This window comes from Chryseobacterium sp. CY350 (assembly GCF_027945075.1).
Lineage (GTDB): Bacteria > Bacteroidota > Bacteroidia > Flavobacteriales > Weeksellaceae > Chryseobacterium.
Genome location: NZ_CP116034.1, coordinates 3,771,857 through 3,790,303, shown reverse-complemented (window position 1 = coordinate 3,790,303; position 18,447 = coordinate 3,771,857). Strand labels below are relative to the sequence as shown.

Sequence of the window (18,447 nt, the reverse complement as noted above, 5' to 3'; positions counted from 1 at the left end):
TTTTTTTTTGTGTTCACCAAGTGAAAACTGTGGTTTACCAAATCTGCCGTTTCAAGACTTTTCTGGCGATTAAGTTTGCAACATAATTTAAAATTAATCATCATGAAAAATATTTTATGTCTTGCATCGGTTTTAGCATTTCAATTGAGTTTTGCACAGTTTTCCGGGAATATAAATTATCAAAACCAAGTACGTTACGCAGAAAACAATATCAATATTAATCTTCCCACACCAAATAATATTGTCATCAACATCAAAGGAATGGCAAACGTAACAGCAGATAAATACGTGGCTATTTTTAGCCTTACACAAGTTGCAGAGACCTCAGAAGAAGTTAATTCACTGATGGACAAACGTCTAAATTCATCAATAACCGAAATAAAAATTAATAAAGGAATTGAAACTTATATTGATATGGTCTCGTTTGTTCCGGTTTATCAATATGCTGTAGAAAAAAAGATTTTTAGCAAAAAAACATACAACGAAGTTCCGACAGGTTTTGAACTCAAAAAAAATCTGCATGTCAAGTTTTCTGACCCTTCTCAACTCAACGAATTAATCAAAATTTTAGCAAAAAATGAAATATATGATTTAGTGAGGGTTGATTATTTCGCAAACAATCTTGAATTAATTAAAAAAGAATTGGCGAATAAAGCTAAAATTTCGCTTCAGGAAAAAGTAAAATCCTACGAATCTTTACTTGGAGAAACTTTTGCTAATAGCGAAAAAACAATCAACGAAGGATTTCAAATAAAACTTCCAACCGAAATGTACAAATCTTATGAAGCACACAATAGCTCAACCTTAGCTTTGTCGAGATTAGCCAACATTAATCAGGCGAATAAATCTACTACATTATATTATCAACCTGTTTTAGATAAAGAATTTGATTTTGTGATAAATCCCACCATTTTAAAACCTGTAATTCAAGTAATGTATGAAGTGAAATTACTCATTACCAAAGAGAAAAAAAGTGAAAACAGAGATAACAAATCCTATATTTTGATAACACCGAATGGTGAAATGAGAGATTTGAATATTCCTAAATCTAATAAGTAAACCTTCACCAAGTCAAAAGCCAAATTCACCAAGTTGCCTCTTTCTTAGTTTAAAATCAAGCTAATTTTACTTTAGAATTTAAAACAAAACATTATGAAATTGAAACATTTTTTATTTATCGGAATATTTACTTTAGGAAGTCTGATAAATGCGCAGGAAATCAAAAAAAATGTAATTGAGGTGACAGGAGTTGCCGAAATGGAAGTAGAACCGGATGAAATCATCTTCAACATCGGGATAAAAGCTGACAACAAAAATCAGCTTGCTGAAAATGAAAAACTCTTATTTGAAAATTTGAAAAACAATGGAGTGAAGAATGAGGATATAAAATTCAAATCAATGTATCAAAATATTTATTCTAAAACACAAAAATTTACCAAGAGTTTTCAGTTTAAAGTGAATGCAGAAACTAATATGAGTAAAATATTTGAAGATTTGAATCAAAAATGGGTAATCAATCTGAATATTGCTGAAATCAAGAATACAAAAATTGCAGACTTCAGAAAAACAGTGAAGATAAACGCTCTGAAAGCAGCCAAAGAAAAGGCAGATTACCTGTTGGAAAGCATTAATAAAAAAACAGGAACACCGATGGAAATTGTAGAAATAGAAGATTATATGAGTGATTCTGTACTACCTATGGCTTTCAAAAGCAGATTAGCGAATGTACAAATGGAAACTGCCGATGCAACTGTAGATTATTCTTTTGATAATATTGAAAACATAAAACTGAAATACAGCATCAAAACAAAATACGAAATTCTTTAAAATTTAATCCTTAAAAAAATCATTATGAATACGCTCAAATTTTTAACATTTACCGCAAGTGTAGCAGCTTTTTTAAGTGCAGGAAAAATCTCAGACATCCGTTGCAGCAACAAAACCCATGACAGAGAAGTGGTGAAAGGTAATATTGCTGCCGAACCACAATTTACAGTTTCAAAAGATAATAAAATACAGGTTGCGTTGCTCTTGGATACCTCAAACAGTATGGATGGACTGATCGATCAGGCAAAATCAAGACTTTGGAATATCGTCAATACTTTAACCACTTTAAAGTACAACGGACAAGCTCCACAAATAGAAATTGCTCTATATGAATACGGAAATGACGGTTTGAAAGATGAAAATTATATCCGACAAGTCACGGCATTGACTCAAGATTTAGATCTGGTTTCAGAAAAACTTTTTGCCCTCAGAACCAATGGCGGAAACGAATATTGCGGAGCTGTGATTCGTGAAGCATCAACGAATCTGAATTGGGACGGAAACGAAAAGAGCATGAAACTGATTTATATTGCTGGAAATGAACCATTTGACCAGGGAAAGATTAATTATAGAGATGTGATTGCTAAAGCTAAAGCGAAAAATATTTATACGAATACCATTTTTTGCGGAAGTCGGGATGAGGGAATTCAAACTTTCTGGCAAAACGGAGCAAGTCTTGGTGACGGAAAATTTTTCAACATCGACAGCGACCGAAAAGTAATTGATATTGCAACACCTTATGATGTGAAAATATCTCAGTTTAATTCTCAGCTGAATGACACCTACATCTCCTACGGAAGCCGTGGTTCTGAAATGAAAAGTAAACAGACAACACAGGATTCTAATGCTGAAATGCAATCTGCTTCCATTGCTGTAGAACGTACCGTAAGTAAGTCTAAGAAAAATGCTTACAAAAATGATCATTGGGATTTGGTGGATAAAGCTGAAAAAGATAAAAGTTACATTTCGTCTATAAGAGAAGAAGAGTTACCTTCTGAATTAAAAGGTAAAAGCAAAGAAGAAATCAATAAAATTGTCAGCCAAAAATCTGCAGAACGTGATAAAATTCAAAAAGAAATTGAAATCCTCGCCAAGCAAAGACAAAGTTTTATAGACTCCGAATTAAAAAAGCGTGGAAATGCTGAAGGAGACGATTTAGGAAAAGCAATCGAGAAATCTATCCTTGAGATTGGTTTAAAAAATGGTTACAGTTTGTAGAACGAAGTCAATATTGAAAATACTTAGTTTATTATTTTTTGTTTCAAGATTCGGCAAATGCTGAATCTTGAAACATTTTGATTTAGAATTTTAAAGTAAACTATCTGCCAAATTTAAAATATTCGGAGAGTTTATGCTTTTTATTTTTCATATACGCAGATGCCATTTCCATTCCTGTCACAGAAAAAGTAATGCCGTTTCCTCCAAACCCCAAAACAAAATATGAGTTTTTAAAATTCTCGTGCTCACCGATATATGGTAACGCGTCTTTTGTTTCGCCGAAAGTTCCTGCCCAGATAAAATCTGTATAAAAATGATAATCGGGTTTTATCCTTTTAAGATTTTTCAGAATTTCTTTTTCTTTCTTGTCGAGCATCGAGTCTCGTTTTTCAGGATCAACAAAATCTTCGTCTCCTCCACCGATCAACAGTCTCTCATCATCGGTAGACCGCATATATACGTAAGGATGGTCTGTATTCCAAACTAAGGTTTGCTCCATATTTTTAAAGGTATGCTTATCGATCTCAGATACCATTGCAAAAGTGCTTTTGAGATTTACAAATTTTTCTTTGATGAAGTTAGTACTTTCATAACCAACACAATAGATAATTTTCTTTGCTTTTATATTGAAACCATCTTTGGTGAGCGCCAAGTTGTGATCTTTAAGATATTTTACCGATCTCATTTCTGTTTTATCAAAAATTTTGAGACCTTTACTGAGACTGAACCTAAGAAGTTCGTGTGAAAATTTGAAAGCATCGATGCTTGCACCCTGTTTCGATAAAATAGCACCATGCGTATTTTGAAAACTGAATCTTTCTTCTATCTCGTCAGGATCAATCCAAGTGACATCAAAGCCGTTTTTCTTTCTTACTTCGTATTCTTTCTGAAGCCACCTTACATCTTTCTTTTTTGCTGCAAAGTAAAGAGACTGTTTTCTTTTAAAACCAGACCGGGATTTTATTTCCTTCACTATTTTTTCGATCGTATCTATAGATTTTGAACAGGCTTTGTAGCTTTCTACTGCGCCCTTTTCTCCTATCATTTCAATCAGTCTGTACAGCGGTATATCTATTTCGTACTGTAACATCGAGGTTGTCGCTGAGGTACTTCCGTTGCATATTTCACGTTTATCGATCAATATCGTTTTGTAACCGTCTTTTACCATTTGATGGGCAATTAAACTGCCAGTTATTCCGCCACCGATGATGAGAACATCACATATCTCATCAGTTTTCAGGGAAGGATAGGATGAGATCAATCCGTTTTTTAAAAGCCAGAAAGGTTCGTTAGATTTCAAATCCATGCAAATCAGTTTTCTCTTCGACATCAATAATTGAGCCTTTCAAAGGTTATTTATTGATTTATGGTTTAATTATTGATCATCTCAGAATACCAAACCAAAAAAATCTTAATATGATATCAATTATTAATGACGCGCCAGAAAACGTAGCTGCGTTCAACGCTACCGGAGATGTGACAAAAGAAGATTTCGAAAACCTTGTGATTCCTTATGTGAAGAAAAAGGTAGAAGAGTTTGATGAACTCAATTATCTACTTTATCTTGATACCGATCTCAGCAACTTTACAATGGGAGCGTGGCTTCAGGACGTGTTTTTAGGAATAAAAAACATTACCAAATGGAACAGAGCAGCCATTGTAACAGATAAAGAAGGTGTACAGAATTTCACTGATATTTTCAGTGTTCTAATGCCGGGAGAATTTAAATCCTTCCCTAAAGAAAATCTCTATAACGCCCTTTTTTGGTGCCATAACGGTAACGAAGTTGAAGTATAAAAAAAGAGAAGCAATAGCTTCTCTTTTCATTTATTGATCACAGGTAATACAATTTGCTACATTATCTTTTTGGGTAGCGTTATTCGAAGCTCGGTATAAATAAAAGTAAAATATACTGATGATCAAACCAATTATTGTCATCCCTACGCCCACCAGCGATGGGTAATTGTAAGGCAAACCGTACTCTAGAGGAATTCCTCCCAGAAAAGCTCCCATCGCATTTGCTATATTAAATGCAGCCTGCATAAAAGCAGCCGCCATCATTTCACTTTTAGGTGCAGCTTTCATCATCATAATATTAATTGGTGCGGCAACCGACATCGACAGAGCTCCACAGATAAAAGTTAATATCAGAGAAATACTTTGATATTCTGAAAGGAAAAATACCCCGGACAAAGAACACATCATCAAAAATAACAATAGTACACAAGTCTTTTCCGGACCCATTTTATCCGAAAGAAAACCTCCTGCCAGATTCCCAACCACCATTCCGCCACCGGCGAGAATCATTACGTAGGCCATATAACTGTTTTCAACTTTTGAAACAACCGTCATCAAAGGAGTTATATAACTGAACCAGGTAAATAAACCACCAAAACCGATTGCTGTAATCATTAACACCAACCAAGATTGTTTGCCTTTCAAAAATTTTAATTCCTCAAGAAAATGGCTGTCTTCCTTTTTATCTATTGCGGGAAGCCACAGTTTTAAAGCCAATAAAGTTGCCAGACCAAGTATACCTACAATAGCAAAATACCAACGCCAGTGAAATGCATGTCCGATGTACGTAACCAAAGGAACCATCGCCAAATTGGCAACCGTCAATCCGGTAAACATTAAAGAAATATACAGTGCCTCCTTCCCTTTTCCTGCCATTCGTGATGCAACTACAGTTCCTACTCCGAAAAATGCTCCGTGTGGTAAACCAGACATAAATCTTATTATCAACATAGAATTATAATCCGGAGCAATGGCCGAAAGTGCATTGAAAATGGTAAAAATCACCATCAAAACCAACAACACTTTTTTTGGAGGAAACTTCACCGAATATCCGATCAAAATTGGCGCTCCAATTACCACTCCCATCGCATAAGCCGCAATTAAATGACCTGCTTGCGGAATCGTAATCTCCAGCGTTTTTGCAATATCGGGAAGCAATCCCATAATCGTAAATTCTGTAGTTCCTATCGCTAAGCCACCGATTGCCAATGGCAAAATTCTTTTATCAAACATCTTAATCCAATTTCAAAGTGCAAAATTCGATAGAAATAACGGGTTTTATTTGTTCTAAAATGATTAATTATTGCTCTGTATTGACAATTTTAAATAAATTTGCAATAATTATCAATCAAAATAGAGCCTTATGAAGATCCAGAAAGAAATCATCGATTTTGAAGAGGATAAATCTTTCAAAATTTTTGAAGCTTCTATGAAACATCGTTTTTTCTGGCATTACCATCCGGAAATTGAATTGGTTTATGTAGAAGCAATAAGCGGAATTCGCCATGTTGGAAAAGATATTTCCGGCTTTATGGAAAGTGACCTTCTCTTGGTAGGTTCAAATGTGCCACATCTAAATTTTGACTATGGAATTAAGACCGAATACAAACAGATCGTTTTACAGCTTAAAGAAAATTTTCTGGATGAAATGATTCTTCCTGTTCCTGAATTTGATGATATAAAAAAGCTTTTAGACCGCTCTTATCTCGGATTATCATTTTATGGAGAAACAAAAAAAAATGTTTCTAGAAAGCTTCATTTAATTAAAGAAAAAAATCCATTCAAATCGCTTATTGCCTTGATGGAAGTATTGCAAATCCTTTCTCAATCAACTGAAGTAATAGAACTGAATAAAGAAGATACCCGTGTAAAATGGTTTTTAAACGACAAAATCAGAATGGGAACTATCTACGATTACATCAACGAAAATTATGATAAAAATCCAAACGTCAATGTAATTGCCGAAATGGTAAGTCTCAGTACTCCCGCATTTTGCCGATATTTTAAAAAACAGACCAATATGACATTTACAGACTTTGTTAATAACTACAGAATTAATCAGGCAAAAATGTTGCTGTTGCAGAATTTATGTATTTCTGAAGTTTCTTTTCAGGTTGGTTTTGAAAGTCTTTCTTACTTCAATAAGTTATTTAAAAATCACATCGGAGAAACACCAACATCTTTTAAGAAAAAGCACCTGAACAAAGTCGAATCCTAATATTTGACGCGTAACAATTCCCCTCCTCTGGAGGGGTGACGAAAATTTCAGAGAAATTTTTGACGGGGTGGTTAACACGTAATTTTATTGATCAGATGTCGCATTTATAATAATTATGTCTTCAAAATATATTACAAAAAAATCGCTCCCAAAAAGAAGCGATAATATTTTTAATGGATATGTTTTTCTGCGTGATAAGAACTTCTAACCAAAGGCGAACTTTCAACGTGTCTGAAACCTAAGCTTCTTGCAAAATCACCAAATTCATCAAACTCTTCAGGAGTTATAAATTTCTTTACTGGAAGATGTTTTTTAGTCGGCTGCAAATACTGTCCCATCGTAATGACATCTACGTTTGCATTTTTGATATCTTCAATGGTCTGAAAAACCTCATCTTTATTTTCTCCAAGACCAAGCATCAATCCGGTTTTTGTTCTGTTTTGTCCGGCTTCTTTTAAATATCTTAAAACTTCAAGACTTCTTTCATATTTTGCCTGAATTCTCACTTCTCTTGTCAGACGTTTTACGGTTTCCATATTGTGAGAAATCACTTCAGGAGCAACATCAACCATTCTGTCGAGATGTTTTGTCAATCCCTGGAAATCGGGAATCAACGTTTCCATTGTTGTTCCTGGAGAAATTCTTCTTACAGCGTTTACGGTTTCGCCCCAAAGAATAGAGCCCATATCTTTCAAATCATCACGGTCAACGGAAGTCAAAACTGCGTGTTTAATTTTCATTAATTTGATCGAACGAGCCACTTTTTCTGGCTCATCCCAATTCACATCCATCGGTTTTCCGGTTTTTACACCGCAAAATCCACAACTTCTGGTACAGATATTTCCCAAAATCATGAACGTAGCGGTTCCTTCACCCCAACATTCTCCCATATTTGGGCAACTTCCACTTTGGCAAATTGTATTTAATTTATATTTATCAACCAAGGTTCGAAGTTCTCTGTAATTTTTCCCGGTAGGAAGTTTTACACGAATCCATTTTGGTTTCTGAACGGTAGTATCTTGAACTAAATTCTCCATTTATTTCTAAAATTGACTTCAAAGTTAAGGAATTTTTTATCGAAACAATCAAAGATAGAGATTGATGAAACAGATAATTTAACCTGAGTTCGAGATAAAAAATGAAATATAATTTGTAAAAAATAGCAATAATTCGTATATTTAAGTTTCTGACATTCAAATATTTAAACGATTTATTGCTATGAATTTGAAAGACAAAATTACAAATATTTTTGTACAAATTGATGATTTTTGTAAAGAGTTTGATGCGCAAATTAAAAAATTAAAGCTTGATGCGTTAGGAGATAGCAAGAAGAGAAGGAACAGAAATTCAAAAATGTCTGATTCTGAAATTATCACAATCATGATCGGTTTTCATTTAGGAGCTCACAAAACGTTTAAGCATTATTACAAAGAAATAGTTTGTGGATATTGGAAAGATCTGTTTCCAAACAGTCTTTCCTACAATAGGTTTATCGAACTTCAACAAAGATGTTTTGTTGTTTTTGCCTTATTTTTAAAAGAAAAATGTCTGGGAAAATGCACAGGAATAAGCTTTATGGATAGTACAACTTTGAAAGTTTACAGAAACCAAAGAATACATAATCATAAAGTTTTCAAAGGTTTAGCAGAACGCGGAAAATCCTCAATGGGTTGGTTCTACGGTTTTAAACTGCATTTGGTATGCAATGAAAAGGGAGAACTTTTATCTTTTTATGTGACAAAAGGAAATGTGGATGATCGAAATCCGACACACATTAAGAAGATGACCAAGCAACTGTTTGGGAAATTGTTTGCCGATAAAGGATACCTTTCAAAAACCTTGTGGGAGATGCTTTTTGCAGATGGAATTCAACTCTTTACCAAACTTAGAAAGAATATGAAAAATCATATTATGACTATGGAAGACAAGATTTTGCTCAGAAAAAGAGCCATCATCGAAACCATAAATGATGAATTGAAGAATCACTGTCAGGTTGAACACACGAGACATCGCAGTGTGAACAATTTTATAATGAATATTCTGGGAGGGCTTACAGCATACTGTTTCTTTCCAAAAAAACCGTCACTTAATTTGAAAAAAGTAAATGACGGTCAATTATTTTTAAATCTTGATTAAACCGAACTCAGGTTAATTTAGTAATTTTAAATCTCATTTTTAATTTATGAAAACTATATTTTGCTTTCTGTCGATAATTTTCAGCACATTAAGTTTTGCTCAAAAAGAATTTCAGCCAAAAAACGCTACGATAAATGAAACTGTTAACGGTGATCTTGATGGTGATAAAATTCCTGAGAAGGTTATCGTTTATAATATTCCGACAAATGACGATTCGGGAGACATTCGTGAAATTCAGATTTTGAAAAAGATTAATAATATATGGACTATTTTGGAAAAATCCAGAAAAGCAATCTACGGAAGTAAAGACGGCGGAATGATGGGCGATCCTTATCAAAACACGACCATTGAGAATGGTATTTTAAATATAACTCATTACGGAGGAAGCAGCTGGAAATGGGGAGGTACAGATAAATACAGATTTCAAAACGGGCATTTTGAATTAATCGGGATTTCATCAGAAAATGGCAAACCTGACGAATATTGGACGACAGTTGATTTTAATCTTTCAACAGGAAAATTAGTTTTTGACAAAGAAGTTACAAATACCAAAGAATATGGAAAATCTAAAAACGAAATCTTTATCAAGAAAGGTTTAAAAATAAATCTTCAAAACAGACATCAGGAAAAGCAAAGAGAAATCTTACTTCCTAAGACTAAAGAAAAAGTATATTTATAATTAAAAATTCACATTGCTTTTGTGATTCAGGAGGAATCTCAGCACAGTATTATCAAGTAGAATATAGATTCCTCCTGAATGACAAGCTTTTTTAGATAAAGCCATGATAATTTCAGTTTAATTATCCTCAAACTCATTATTTTTTAATAATTCTGCTAAAACTTTTTTAGCACGCATGACACGTACTTTTGTATTGGCAACAGAAATTTTCAATTCTTCGGCGATTTCTTTAATGCTTTTTTCTTCAAAAAATCTAAGTCTGATAATATCTTGATAATTAGCATCTAAAGACTCAATTGTTTGAATAATTTTTTTCTGCTCTTCATCTGATATCATTAATTCTTCAGGTGATTTGGCATATTGATTTTTCACTTTATCCAAATTTTCCGTAGGATCCTGAGCTTCTCTTGCCCGCTTTCTCCAAAAATCGATAATCGTATTTTGAGCAATTGTCAACACCCATGTTTTAAACTGAAAATGAGGATCGTACATATCAAGTTTCGATAAAACTTTAGAAAAAACATTGACGGTAATTTCGTCGGCATCATTTTCATCACGTACTTTTTTCATCACAAACGAAAAAACATCTACCCAAAAAACATTGATTAGTTTTGTCTGAGCTTTCTGATTTTTTTCCTTGGCCTGCTGGATGAGAGAAAATAATTGTTCGTCTTTCATTACTAACAAATTTATTAAAATTAAAAGATTAAATAATCAAAATATTTACAGATTTGTCGTTTTAAATAATTAAGCGTTATGGCAGATCAGTCCGTATATTTCACAATCCATATTTTACTTATCTTTGCTTATTAAATTTTAAACAAAAAATATGAACTCTTTTATTGAAGAACTGAAATGGCGAGGTCTTTTTTCTGACATGATGCCCGGAACTGACGAACAACTGAATAAGGAGATGACCACTGCCTATATCGGGTTCGATCCTACCGCAGATTCTTTACATATCGGAAGTCTTATTCAGATCAAAATTCTGGCTCACTTTCAGCAACACGGTCACAAGCCGATTGCTTTGGTTGGTGGTGCGACAGGAATGATCGGCGATCCTTCAGGGAAATCTGCAGAAAGAAATCTTCTTGATGAAGAAACGCTTTTGCATTACGTGGAATGCCTGAAAAACCAGCTTTCAAGATTTTTAAATTTTGACGGTGAAGAAAGCAATAAGGCAGAATTGGTGAACAATTATGACTGGATGAAACAGATTTCTTTCCTTGATTTTGCTAAAAATGTTGGGAAAAATATCACAGTGAATTACATGATGGCGAAAGATTCGGTAAAGAAAAGACTTACCGGAGAAGCGGGTGTTGACGGAATGAGTTTTACAGAATTTACTTACCAATTAATTCAGGGATATGATTTCCTTCATTTATATCAAAATAACGGCGTAAAACTTCAGATGGGAGGTTCTGATCAGTGGGGAAATATCACAACCGGAACAGAATTGATTCGCAGAAAAGCGCAGGGAACTGCATTTGCATTAACGGTTCCTTTAATTACGAAAGCTGACGGATCAAAATTCGGAAAATCTGAAAGCGGAGAAAATTATTGGCTAGACAAAAAGAAAACTTCACCTTACAAATTCTACCAGTTCTGGCTGAATGCAACCGATTCTGATGCAGAAAGATTTATTAAATTCTATACATTTTTAGGAAAAGAAGAAATTGAATCTTTAATTGAAGAACATCAAACTTCTCCTCACGAAAGAAAACTTCAGAAAAAATTAGCAGAGGAAGTCACAGTTTGGGTTTATGGAAGAGAAGAATATGAAAGATCAGTAAAAGCATCCGAAATTCTTTTTGGCAAATCTACTGCTGAAGATTTGGTAAGTCTTGATGAGGAAATCTTCTTAGAAATCTTCGACGGTGTTCCGCAAAAAGAACTTCTTAAAGCTGATGTTATAGGTATTAATATTACTGATTTACTTTCTGAAAAATCCGGGTTTTTAAAATCTAAAAGTGAAGCTACAAGAGAACTGAAAGGAAATGCTATCTCTGTAAATAAAGAAAAAGTAAATGAAGTGTATACTGCAAATGAAACTGATCTTATTGACGGCAAATTTCTGCTTCTGCAAAAAGGAAAAAAGAATTATTTTATTGTAAAAGCAGTATAATGATCTTTATATAACAACAAAAAACCGCCAATCGGCGGTTTTTTTATATTTATTAAATCATGTTTCCTATAATTCTAAGAAGCTGTGATCAATCGATGCATCCTGTGTTCCTGATCCTGTAGCAGTATCAGATTTTGCTACGACACCATCTACATAAAGCGTAACAATCAATTTGGAATCTGCATTTGGTAAAACAGCATTTGCATCTAGATTTAGCTGAGACTGGCTCGAGTTTACAAAGAACTCATCACTCTTCCAAGAGATCCCAGGTGGATTAAACGTCGTATTCTGGCTTACTCCAACTTGTGTAACAATAGTTTTCAAAACCGGATCTCCAGGTCCTGTACCTTTGGTTGCCTTTACCTCAAACTGTACAAGGCGTTCCTGAAACTCGTCTTCGTCGTCCTCTTTACAAGAATTCATTACAGATATTACCGAAAATAATGCGACTACTAAAAATGAAAGTCTATGTATTTTTTTTGATTTGTAAATTTGCTTCATTTCTCCGAATAGATTTTTAATGTTTCAAATATAGGATTTTTATCAATATAAAAATAACTTTTATGAAAAATTTCCAACAAAGATTTGCAATCAATATCAAATCAATAAATGGTTATGAAGATGCTACCTACTAGAATTTAAATGTTCAGAGCAGATTATTTAAAATTAAAATAAATCTTTATTAATTATCTTTGCTCTTTGAAAATCGCTGAATGAAGAAAATAAATTGCTTAAAATAAGGCGGTACAAATAAATAAAAATAGATTCCTTTTATGAATTTAGATTACATTGTAAGAGAACCGGAAAATATCGATTCTAAGACACCTATACTTTTTATGCTTCATGGCTATGGAAGCAATGAGCAAGACTTATTCAGTTTCAGAGAGAGTCTTCCTGCTGATTGGATTCTTGTAAGTTTCCGAGCTCCCAGAACAACTCAGTTTGAAGGTTATTCGTGGTTTGACATAGATTTTAATAATCCTGAACATTTTATTGATATCGATCAGGCAAACGATGTACTAGACAGTCTTTTGCAGAATATCATGGCGATCAGCAACAAATACGGACTTACTGATAACAAAACGCATCTTTGCGGATTCAGCCAGGGTGGAATTTTATGTTACAGTTTAGCTTTAAAAAATCCTGACCTTTTTAATTACGTTGCCTGTTTAAGCAGTTACCCTGAAGAAAAACTATTGACGGATATTGTAAAAGACAAAAAAAGACTCGAAAGATTGCGCTTTTTTGTTTCTCACGGAACTGACGATGCAGTTATCCCTATGGACTGGGGAAGAAAAGCTGCCGATCTTTTGTATGATTTAAGCTGTTATTTCACTTTCAGAGAATATATGAGCGGTCACGGCGTCAACCAGAAAAACTACATCGATCTAATGGAATTCTTTTCTAAATAACGAAATTTCCATCAATAATATTAAAACATTCTTATCATTTAAGAATGTTTTTTATTTATGTATTAAATATTTCACTACTTTCATTAAATGAAATCCGTTCTACTTTTAATTACTATTTTTTTCAGCATTATTACTTATGCTCAGAATAGTTTTGAATTAAAAGATGCAAAAAAAACGGTTATTCCCTTTAAGCTGATCAATAATTTAATTTTTATTCCAATTACTGTAAACGGAGCTGATCTTACTTTTATGCTAGATACCGGTGTTTCAGAAACTACAATTTTTAGCCTGGAAAATAAAGAAATGATACTTGCCCCTTTAGAAAAAATGCGTTTTTCGGGGTTGGGAGGAAATGAAAGTATTGAAGGTTTCAAGTCTGATCACAATATCGGGAAAATCGGGGAAAATTTTGTGAATGAATCATTTACGCTGTTTATAATTTTAGATCAGGATTTTAACATTTCATCTCATGTTGGAATTCCTGTGAATGGGATTATAGGATATCATTTTTTTAAAAATCACCCTTTGATCATTGATTACGCTTCTAAAAAGATCACGATTTATCAGAACAATGAGGTTTTTAAGAAAAAAATCAAAAGATTTAATGAACTTCCTATTTCTATAGAAAGAAACAAGCCGTACGTTTTTGCTGATGTAGAAATGACAAATGATAAAAAAAGTTCGAAACTTCTCATCGATCTAGGAAACAGTGATGCAATATGGCTCTTCCCTACTTTGATTAAAAATTTTGTCTACAACCGTCCCAATATTGATGATTTTCTCGGGCGAGGTTTCAACGGAGATATTTATGGTAAAAGAAGTAGGATTCACAATTTTTATCTGGGTGATTTTAAATTTGTAAAACCATTGACAGCGATGCCCGACGAATTTTCGATTCAGCATGTAAATTTGGTGGGTGACAGAAAAGGTTCTTTGGGCGGAGAAATCATGAGACGGTTTACTGCCGCTTTTGATTATCCTAATCAAAAATTATATTTAAAGAAAAACGGAAATTACGACGATCATTTTCATTTTAATATGAGTGGTCTAGATTTTCAGCAGGATGGCATGCAGTGGGAAAAAGATCTGGTCAATTTAGAGAGTAAAAGAAAAGATAATGGCACTACCGGAGTCGAACTAATTAATAACAGTTTGCAGTATAAATTTGTTTTAAAACCTCTGTTTTCTATTTCTGGAGTACGTAAAGATTCACCGGGCGATAAAGCAGGTTTTGCAAAAGGAGACCAGCTCATCTCTATAAATGGAAGAAAAACTTCAGAAATGACCCTCAAAAAAATTATGGAACTGATGAAATCTGATGAAGGAAAGACAATAAAAGTGGTGATTGTAAGAAAAAATCAGGAACTTCGTCTCAGCTTTACATTAGAAGACCCAATACCTTATCAAGAACAATATGCAGACAGAGGAAACGACCTTAAATAAAATCAGAAACCGCCCGAGATTTAAGATGTTTACCCATCTTGATAAAGAAACCTACGCGGAAAATCTTAAAAAATATCTTGCCGAGCACAAAGGCGAATTTACCGGAAACATCAACAAAGAAATGGCGACGATCTGCGTTGCAACAGAATACGATAATTACTGGAAACCACGATTATCACTTCGAACAGAAATTGAAGACGATCAAACAGTAATCCGCGGAGTTTTCGGACCTAGTTCTGCAGTCTGGACTTTTTTCATGTTCCTCTATTTTCTTTTTTCAATCATGTGGATGACATTTTTCACCATGTATTATGTTGAAAAGCAAATAAAGAGTTTCGAATATCCGTGGGCTTTAAATGCTTCGTTTGTGATGCTGTTTTGTATTGCTGCAACATATGCAGCAGCAAGATTCGGGCAAAGTAAAGCAAAAGACGAAATGAAAAAGCTAAGACAGTTTGCTGAAGAATCTACGCTCCAGTTTGAAAAGAAAATTTAGTTAGAGACTGCAGGTTCTTCATTCGGAGCTTGCGCTTCCATCGCTTTTGCAGCTTTTATAGAATCTGAAACTTTTTCTCTATTGGTCTGTTCGGCGATCATTTTCTCAACATGTGGTTTTACCAGATTCGTCATTTCTTCAACAGAAATATTGTTGGCATTGGGATCATTGAGAAGATTTCTCCACGGTTTTCTTTTTCCCCAAGGATAATCTCCGAAAACGATGACAGGAGTTCCATTTGCTTTCTTGGTAGCTCCGCCGGGATTTAAGATCCAAGTATCGGCATAATTATAAAGCCACATTGCATCTTTCATTAATAATCTAAGGCAAGAATGTGAGGCAGGATAACCTGGAAGATCATATTGATGCCAACCGATTCCGCCTGTATTGTGAATATTAAAATTATAAGGTAGTTTCCACTCGCTTTTTACTGTTGAGATCGCCAATTTCTTTTTCCAGTTAGCAAACATTAATCCTCTCGTGGTCTGCGCTGTTTTTTTTCCCATACTTGTAGGACCCCATTTTACTAAAGCACCATTAGAATAAACCGCGTAAGCCTGAATAGGATAAGAAAAAACAACAAATTTCTTTACATCACTCAATACATCAAGCTGCATTGGGAAAGGCGAATAAGCCATCAAAGTGGTATCAATTTTTGCAGGAACCACCAACGTATCAGAATTCCATTTGCTTTTGGAATCTAATCTGTTAAGCGCCAAAATTGCGTAACGTTCCCTTTCATTATATTTTTTACTGAAAATTGCATAGAGAGAATCTCTCTGTTTCTTATCTTTTGGAATTGGAAATGCATTATAAAAGCCGTTCTCCTGAATTGCGGGCGGCACAGACTCTTTTACTTCAGCCTTCGTTGCTGTAGAATCTGAATCATCTTCAATTTGAACATTTTCTGAGGTACTTTGCTGTTGATCGTTTATTTTGTCATTTTCTTTTTTACATGAAGTAAGAAGTAGCGCAAAAAATAAAGTGTAAAAGATTGACTGCTTTAAAAATAATTTTTTCATAAATAGTAGGTGGCCATTGAGTTTGAACTAAAGATACAAATATCAGACCTAAAAAGTATTTAGCTTAAAATATTTCCTTTCTTGATGAATCTAACTTTTATTTAAATTTTAAAATATGATCTTCATTTTACAGAGTATTAATTTGATCGCTAAAATATTTGAATTAAATAATACTTGGGATCAAAATAAGCATCAATATTTAAATAAAATTAAAAAAGCCTCACAATCTGCCTTTTCAAAATTAATAACAGACTTGAATAAAAGTTGTAAATTTGTAAGATTAGCAAATTATAAAAATAATACAACGTAATATGTCAAAAGCAATATCGCAAGTACCATTTGCAGTAAATGAACCGGTAAATTCTTACGCACCAGGTTCTCCGGAAGTAAAATCTCTGATCGCTCAGTACAAAAAAATGTGGGCAGAAAAAATCGAGATTCCAATGGTTATTAATGGTAAAGAAGTAAAAACTGACGACAAAGTTCAGCTTCAGTCTCCTCAGGATCACGCTCACGATTTTGGTTTTTACCATAGAGGAACGATGCAGCATGTAGAAGATGCCATCAATTCGGCATTAGCTGCAAAGAAAAAATGGAATGAACTGGGCTGGGAACACCGCGCAGCGATTTTCTTAAAGGCTGCTGATCTTTTAGCTGGACCTTACAGAGACGTGATTAACGCTGCAACGATGATCGGACAGTCAAAAAATGTTCATCAGGCAGAAATTGATGCAGCTTGTGAGTTTATTGATTTCTTGAGATTCAACGTAGAATTCATGACAGAAATGTATTCTGAGCAGCCGGTTTCCGACGCAGGAATTTGGAATCGTGTAGAATACAGACCATTGGAAGGATTCGTTTTTGCAGTTACTCCTTTCAACTTTACTGCAATTTCAGGAAACTTACCTGCTTGTATGGCAATGCTTGGAAATGTAGTCGTTTGGAAACCTTCAGACAAACAAATCTATTCTGCTAAAGTAATCATGGATGTTTTAATGGAAGCAGGACTTCCTGCAGGAGTAATCAACATGATTTTCACAGACGGTAAAGAAACTGCTGAGAAAGTTTTAGCTCACAGAGATTTTGCAGGTCTTCACTTTACAGGCTCCACAAAAGTTTTTCAGGGAATGTGGAAAATGATTGGTGACAATATTCATAATTACAGAACATACCCAAGAATCGTTGGAGAAACTGGTGGAAAAGATTTCGTGATTGCTCATCCTTCCGCAAATGTAGAAGCTGTAGCAACAGGTTTGGTAAGAGGTTCTTTTGAATATCAAGGACAGAAATGTTCTGCGGCTTCTAGAGCTTATATTCCAAGATCACTTTGGGCAGATGTGAAAAAAGTGATGGAAACTCAGATCGCTTCAATTAAAATTGGTTCACCTGAAGATCCTTCAAATTTTGTGAACGCAGTAATCGACAAGAATTCATTCGAAAAATGTAAAGGTTATATTGAAAGAGCAGAATTATCCAGCAATGCCAACGTAATCATCGGTGGTAAATGTGATGATTCTAAAGGTTGGTTCGTAAGTCCTACAGTGATTGAAACCACTGACCCTCAGTACGAAAGTATGGTGGAAGAAATTTTCGGGCCTATCTTATCAGTTTACGTTTACGAAGATCAGGATTGGTCTGAAACTCTTAAAATTGTAGATTCATCTTCTCCTTATTCGTTGACGGGTTCTGTATTTTCACAAGACAGATATGCAACAGATGAAGCTTTCAAAGCTTTGGAAAATGCATCAGGAAATTTCTACATTAATGATAAACCGACAGGTGCAGTCGTAGGACAACAGCCTTTCGGTGGCGGAAGAGCATCTGGAACCAACGATAAAGCAGGTTCTAAAATGAATTTACTAAGATGGACATCGGTACGAAGCATTAAAGAAACTTTTGTCTCTCCTAAAGATTACAAATATCCATATTTGGGTTAAGACTTAATCAAGATTAAAAAACGTGTTCATTATAGAAACCCCGGATTTTATCCGGGGTTTTTGTTTGTACAGGATTTAACAATTATTTAATACTATAATTGCACATAATGCTAGAAAATTAAATTTTTCGGAATAAT

The 18,447-nt window shown here is 34.2% G+C and carries 18 protein-coding genes; 12 read left to right on the top strand and 6 right to left on the bottom strand.

All coding sequences use genetic code 11. From position 1 onward, the window contains the following. The first annotated feature begins 102 nt into the window (after nt 1-102). The 3 genes from PGH12_RS17750 (at nt 103) to PGH12_RS17740 (ending at nt 3,045) form a co-directional block, all read left to right on the top strand. Nucleotides 103-1,059 carry an SIMPL domain-containing protein gene (locus PGH12_RS17750; protein ID WP_267598279.1) on the top strand — a complete coding sequence of 319 codons (957 nt, stop codon included), beginning with the start codon at nt 103-105 and terminating at the stop codon, nt 1,057-1,059. 93 nt (nt 1,060-1,152) lie between these two features. Beyond that, entirely contained in the window at nt 1,153-1,827 is a 675-nt protein-coding gene (locus PGH12_RS17745; protein ID WP_267598280.1) for an SIMPL domain-containing protein, read from the top strand. A 24-nt stretch (nt 1,828-1,851) separates the two neighbouring features. Next, nucleotides 1,852-3,045: a vWA domain-containing protein gene (locus tag PGH12_RS17740; RefSeq protein ID WP_267598281.1), complete on the top strand. Its 1,194-nt coding sequence runs from the start codon at nt 1,852-1,854 to the stop codon at nt 3,043-3,045. A gap of 100 nt (nt 3,046-3,145) precedes the next feature. Here PGH12_RS17740 and PGH12_RS17735 read toward each other — a convergent pair whose 3' ends face one another. After that, nucleotides 3,146-4,351: an NAD(P)/FAD-dependent oxidoreductase gene (locus PGH12_RS17735; protein ID WP_267598282.1), complete on the bottom strand. Its 1,206-nt coding sequence runs from the start codon at nt 4,349-4,351 to the stop codon at nt 3,146-3,148. 110 nt (nt 4,352-4,461) lie between these two features. On the opposite strand from PGH12_RS17735, the gene PGH12_RS17730 reads away from it, so the two are divergent. Next, complete coding sequence (locus PGH12_RS17730; protein ID WP_267598283.1) at nt 4,462-4,842, top strand: SpoIIAA family protein; 381 nt, start codon at nt 4,462-4,464, stop codon at nt 4,840-4,842. Nucleotides 4,843-4,872: 30 nt separating this feature from the next. Here the strand turns inward: PGH12_RS17730 and PGH12_RS17725 are convergent, their stop codons facing one another. Beyond that, nucleotides 4,873-6,075 (bottom strand): MFS transporter, encoded by a 1,203-nt coding sequence (locus tag PGH12_RS17725; RefSeq protein WP_267598284.1) that lies wholly within the window; start codon nt 6,073-6,075, stop codon nt 4,873-4,875. 130 nt (nt 6,076-6,205) lie between these two features. Here PGH12_RS17725 and PGH12_RS17720 point away from each other — a divergent pair, with 130 nt between their 5' ends. After that, nucleotides 6,206-7,060 carry an AraC family transcriptional regulator gene (locus tag PGH12_RS17720; protein ID WP_267598285.1) on the top strand — a complete coding sequence of 285 codons (855 nt, stop codon included), beginning with the start codon at nt 6,206-6,208 and terminating at the stop codon, nt 7,058-7,060. Nucleotides 7,061-7,230: 170 nt separating this feature from the next. On the opposite strand, the gene lipA is transcribed toward PGH12_RS17720, so the two are convergent. Further along, nucleotides 7,231-8,097 (bottom strand): lipoyl synthase, encoded by an 867-nt coding sequence (lipA, locus tag PGH12_RS17715; RefSeq protein ID WP_267598286.1) that lies wholly within the window; start codon nt 8,095-8,097, stop codon nt 7,231-7,233. 181 nt (nt 8,098-8,278) lie between these two features. Here lipA and PGH12_RS17710 point away from each other — a divergent pair, with 181 nt between their 5' ends. Continuing rightward, nucleotides 8,279-9,196, top strand: coding sequence for an IS982 family transposase (locus tag PGH12_RS17710; protein WP_442867828.1), 918 nt, complete (start codon nt 8,279-8,281; stop codon nt 9,194-9,196). Nucleotides 9,197-9,242: 46 nt separating this feature from the next. Continuing rightward, complete coding sequence (locus tag PGH12_RS17705) at nt 9,243-9,875, top strand: hypothetical protein (RefSeq protein ID WP_267598807.1); 633 nt, start codon at nt 9,243-9,245, stop codon at nt 9,873-9,875. Nucleotides 9,876-9,992: 117 nt separating this feature from the next. Here PGH12_RS17705 and PGH12_RS17700 read toward each other — a convergent pair whose 3' ends face one another. After that, a complete protein-coding gene (locus PGH12_RS17700) occupies nt 9,993-10,553 on the bottom strand; it encodes an RNA polymerase sigma factor (protein WP_267598806.1) in 561 nt (186 codons plus the stop codon). 151 nt (nt 10,554-10,704) lie between these two features. Here PGH12_RS17700 and tyrS point away from each other — a divergent pair, with 151 nt between their 5' ends. Then, nucleotides 10,705-12,000: a tyrosine--tRNA ligase gene (tyrS, locus tag PGH12_RS17695; RefSeq protein WP_267598805.1), complete on the top strand. Its 1,296-nt coding sequence runs from the start codon at nt 10,705-10,707 to the stop codon at nt 11,998-12,000. Between the two features lie 66 nt (nt 12,001-12,066). Here the strand turns inward: tyrS and PGH12_RS17690 are convergent, their stop codons facing one another. Beyond that, entirely contained in the window at nt 12,067-12,501 is a 435-nt protein-coding gene (locus tag PGH12_RS17690; RefSeq protein WP_267598804.1) for a hypothetical protein, read from the bottom strand. A 272-nt stretch (nt 12,502-12,773) separates the two neighbouring features. Between PGH12_RS17690 and PGH12_RS17685 the strand changes: the two genes are divergently transcribed. The 3 genes from PGH12_RS17685 to PGH12_RS17675 all read left to right on the top strand — a co-directional run bounded on the left by PGH12_RS17685 (nt 12,774) and on the right by PGH12_RS17675 (nt 15,351). Next, nucleotides 12,774-13,412, top strand: coding sequence for an alpha/beta hydrolase (locus PGH12_RS17685; protein ID WP_267598803.1), 639 nt, complete (start codon nt 12,774-12,776; stop codon nt 13,410-13,412). Nucleotides 13,413-13,499: 87 nt separating this feature from the next. Further along, nucleotides 13,500-14,855 carry a PDZ domain-containing protein gene (locus tag PGH12_RS17680; RefSeq protein WP_267598802.1) on the top strand — a complete coding sequence of 452 codons (1,356 nt, stop codon included), beginning with the start codon at nt 13,500-13,502 and terminating at the stop codon, nt 14,853-14,855. Beyond that, nucleotides 14,827-15,351, top strand: coding sequence for a hypothetical protein (locus tag PGH12_RS17675; protein WP_267598801.1), 525 nt, complete (start codon nt 14,827-14,829; stop codon nt 15,349-15,351). Before PGH12_RS17680 ends, PGH12_RS17675 begins: the two co-directional genes overlap by 29 nt. Here PGH12_RS17675 and PGH12_RS17670 read toward each other — a convergent pair. Beyond that, complete coding sequence (locus PGH12_RS17670; RefSeq protein WP_267598800.1) at nt 15,348-16,373, bottom strand: L,D-transpeptidase; 1,026 nt, start codon at nt 16,371-16,373, stop codon at nt 15,348-15,350. The genes PGH12_RS17675 and PGH12_RS17670 overlap by 4 nt on opposite strands. 311 nt (nt 16,374-16,684) lie before the next feature. Here PGH12_RS17670 and pruA point away from each other — a divergent pair, with 311 nt between their 5' ends. Then, nucleotides 16,685-18,310 carry an L-glutamate gamma-semialdehyde dehydrogenase gene (gene pruA / locus PGH12_RS17665; protein ID WP_267598799.1) on the top strand — a complete coding sequence of 542 codons (1,626 nt, stop codon included), beginning with the start codon at nt 16,685-16,687 and terminating at the stop codon, nt 18,308-18,310. Nucleotides 18,311-18,447: the final 137 nt, after the last annotated feature.